The 3331-nt window shown below is 56.1% G+C and carries 4 protein-coding genes; all 4 read left to right on the top strand.

Annotation, left to right across the window (positions count from 1 at the left end; genetic code table 11):
- Nucleotides 1-428, top strand: a 428-nt coding sequence (locus ACTIKR_RS20490) for an SDR family NAD(P)-dependent oxidoreductase (RefSeq protein WP_442328891.1), incomplete at its 5' end; no start/stop codon positions are given.
- Between the two features lie 9 nt (nucleotides 429-437).
- Complete coding sequence (locus ACTIKR_RS20485; protein WP_442328890.1) at nucleotides 438-1250, top strand: IclR family transcriptional regulator; 813 nt, start codon at nucleotides 438-440, stop codon at nucleotides 1248-1250.
- A 351-nt stretch (nucleotides 1251-1601) separates the two neighbouring features.
- Nucleotides 1602-2624 carry a 2-keto-3-deoxygluconate permease gene (locus ACTIKR_RS20480; RefSeq protein WP_193090762.1) on the top strand — a complete coding sequence of 341 codons (1023 nt, stop codon included), beginning with the start codon at nucleotides 1602-1604 and terminating at the stop codon, nucleotides 2622-2624.
- A partial coding sequence (locus tag ACTIKR_RS20475; RefSeq protein ID WP_442328889.1) for a four-carbon acid sugar kinase family protein occupies nucleotides 2621-3331 on the top strand: 711 nt, incomplete at its 3' end. The genes ACTIKR_RS20480 and ACTIKR_RS20475, both read left to right, overlap by 4 nt.

Genomic DNA, 3331 nt, shown 5'->3' with positions numbered 1-3331 from the left:
AGCGGGTGATTGATGTCAATCTGGTGGGCACCATGCGTTTGTGCGAGGCCTTGCGTCCCTTGCTTGCAGCATCTACCGGTTGTATTGTGAACATGGCCTCCATGCTCAGCTTTTTTGGCGGCGGGCTGGTGCCCGGTTATAGTGCCAGTAAAGGGGGTATTGCGCAACTGACCAAATCGCTGGCCATCGCCTATGCGGCAGACGGCATTCGCGTGAACGCGGTTGCCCCGGGCTGGATCGCCACACCCCTGACCGAAGCGCTGCAGAACGATGAGAGCCGGGCCCGGCCCATTCTGGACCGCACGCCGCTCAAGCGCTGGGGAACCCCCGAAGATGTGGCCCGCGCAGTGACCTTTCTGTGTTCGGATGCGTCTTCATTCATGACGGGTGTTATCATGCCGGTTGATGGTGGCTATATGGTAACTTGAATCTTCATCATGACAATAACGACTTCCTCGCAGGACAAGGCTGGTCAGCCGGTGGCTGGCACCGCTTCCTTCTCCAAATTCATGCGTGTACTGGATGCCATCGCAGGCAACACCGGACCGGGCGCCACGATCCAGGATCTGAGCGTCTCGGTGGGTTATCCCAAGCCAACCCTATACCGGATCGTGGACGCCCTGCTGGCCGAAGGCCTGATCATCAATAAAGGCGGGCAGCAGTTTGGTCTGGGACCGCGCCTGATCAGCCTGGCCAGCCAGGCACTGGAAAGCTCCGATCTTCGCAAGGTTTGCCGGGAGCAGTTGATGGCGCTGCGCGATCAGACTAGTGAAACCGTTCATCTGGCCGTACCGGTCAATGGTGCGATGACCTACATCGACAAACTCGAAAGCCCGCAGGCGGTGCGCATGAATTCGCGGCTGGGCAGCCAGGTCACCTTCTATTCAAGTTCAGTCGGCAAGGCGTATCTTGCTGCGCTCAGGGATGATACGCACAGGCGCCGGCTTGTCAGCGCGATCACATTTGAAAAATTCACGGACAATACATTGCCTGGCGCCCAAGCGCTGTATCAGGAAATCCGTGATATTGAACAACAGGGGTTTTCAGAAGATCGGGAAGAGAACGAGCGCGATATTTTTTGTTACGGTTGCGCCATCCTGGACCAGCATGCCCGTCCGGTAGCATGTATCAGCATCAGTATTCCCCTGTTTCGCATTGCTGCCGATCGTCGCAAAGCCTACATTGAACCGCTCATGGATGCGTGTAAAGTCCTGTCCCAGAAGCTTCGACTGCTCGATATTGACGCCTGAGCGCGTGCTTGCGCCTGACCCAATCCGGGCCACGCCATGATTCGATCCTTGGTTTGGTTCAGAGGCGATCTTCAGGCAATGGCGGCCCGGCCAGTCGTGGTCACGGTTCGCACCTTGCAGACTATTTCACTTGTATTAAGCAAAAAAACGGTAATCTGAATACGGAAAAAATTCCGCCGGAAAACCGCATCGGTTTGACAATCCGGTTTGAAAAGACAATAATCGCACCTGTACGTACAGGTTGTACGTACAGAGCCATGGCAAAGATAAGAAGCACGATCATAAAGCCATGCACCAGACCATTCATTTTCTTTAATACTCCCCTGTGACCAAAAAAGGCTGGGTCGGATGATGACACAAGAGCGTTCAATATTTCCCATGTTCCAAACCATGCAGAAAATCCCTGGTGGATTGATGCTTATTCCCCTGATTCTGGGCTCGATACTGGGGACATTCGCCCCCGAAGCCCTTGGAATTGGCAGTTTCACCACAGCGCTGTTTAAAAATAGTGCCCTGCCACTGATTGCCTTATTGATTTTCGCTACCGGTACGCAGGTCAATATGCGTACCGGCGGCCCGATCCTGGCAACGGCGGGCACCCTTCTTTTTTGTAAAACGATTATTCCGGCCAGCTTGATTGTGTTGCTGGGCAGCTTCGTTGGTATTGACGGCGTGTGGGGGATTTCCATTCTGGCGCTGCTGGCGGCATTCGACAACAGTAACGGTGGTCTGTGGCTGGCTTTTACCGGCCAGTATGGCGATGCCCGGGACCGGGGCGCCTACGTGGCCAGCGCTGTGAACGACGGGCCGTTTTTCAGTCTGCTGTTTCTGGGCGCCTCGGGTCTGGGCGATATTCCGTTAATCGCGCTTGTCGCTGCGCTGGTGCCTTTCCTGCTGGGCGTGCTGGTTGGTAATCTGGATGTGCAATGGCGCAAGGTTCTGGATCCCGTTCCTAATATCGTGATTCCGTTTTTTGCATTTGCGCTGGGTACCGGCATCAATCTGTCGGCGATCGTCAGTGGCGGCACGACCGGCATTATCCTTGGCTTTCTGATCAGTCCCATTACCGGTTTCCTGGCTTATATGGGGTACAAATTCATCCTGCGGCGTGGTGGTAAAAGCGGTATCGGCTTTGCTGCCGGCACGACCGCTGGCAATGCCATTGCGACACCGGCCATTGTGGCTGCTGCCGATCCGCGCTTTCAGGTTTATGTGGAGACAGCAACTGCACAGGTTGCGGCATGCGTGCTGATCAGCTCGATCATGGCACCCTTGCTGGCTTCTTATTTCCTGAAAAAATCCGGTGAATTAAAGCCGGTAGATGACGATATCTCAGGCGTTGATGCGACTGCCGGGGAACCTGTGAAGCTATGAAGCCACTGATAGCAATCATTGCGGATGATCTGACCGGCGCCGGAGATTCGGCCGTGCAGTTCGTTCGCTGTGGCTGGGAAACACAGTTGTATGTTGGTGGTTCCGAAGAGGCTTTTGCGTTGGGCGATATGCAGGCGCAAGTGGTTTCTGTCAACAGCAACAGCCGTGCCATGGGGCCGCAGGCGGCAGCCCAGGCGGTTGCCCGCGAAATGCAGACCTTTCGCAGGCATGACGTTCGTCATGTATTCAAGAAGGTGGATTCCACCTTGCGTGGCGCATTCGCAGCAGAAATCGAAGCGGCGCGCCAGCAATGGCACGACAATGCGATCGCCGTGGTATGCCCGGCCTATCCTGCCACCGGCAGGACACTGGAAAATGGCGTGTTGCTGGTAAATGGTACCCCAGTAACTGAAACCTCTGCGGGGACCGATCCGGTCACTCCCGTCACGGAAAGTTCCGTGCCGGTGATGTTCGACTGCAATCTGGTCAGCCCGACGCAGGACGATACGCCAGCCACGCTTGCACAGAAAATAGGCAGTTGCGGACCGATCGTGGTTGTGGATGCCCGTACGGATGCTGATCTGAAACGGCTGGCACAGGCCATTGTGAGGCTTGGCGAGCGTGCGTTGCCGGTAGGCGCTGGCGGACTGGCGATGGCGATGGCTGCCGCGTGGGCCAGTGACCCTGTGTCAGGCGAAATCGTGCTG

It is taken from the genome of Advenella sp. (assembly GCF_052108595.1).
Taxonomy (GTDB): Bacteria; Pseudomonadota; Gammaproteobacteria; order Burkholderiales; family Burkholderiaceae_B; genus Advenella.
This window is presented reverse-complemented; position numbering and strand designations above follow the sequence as displayed.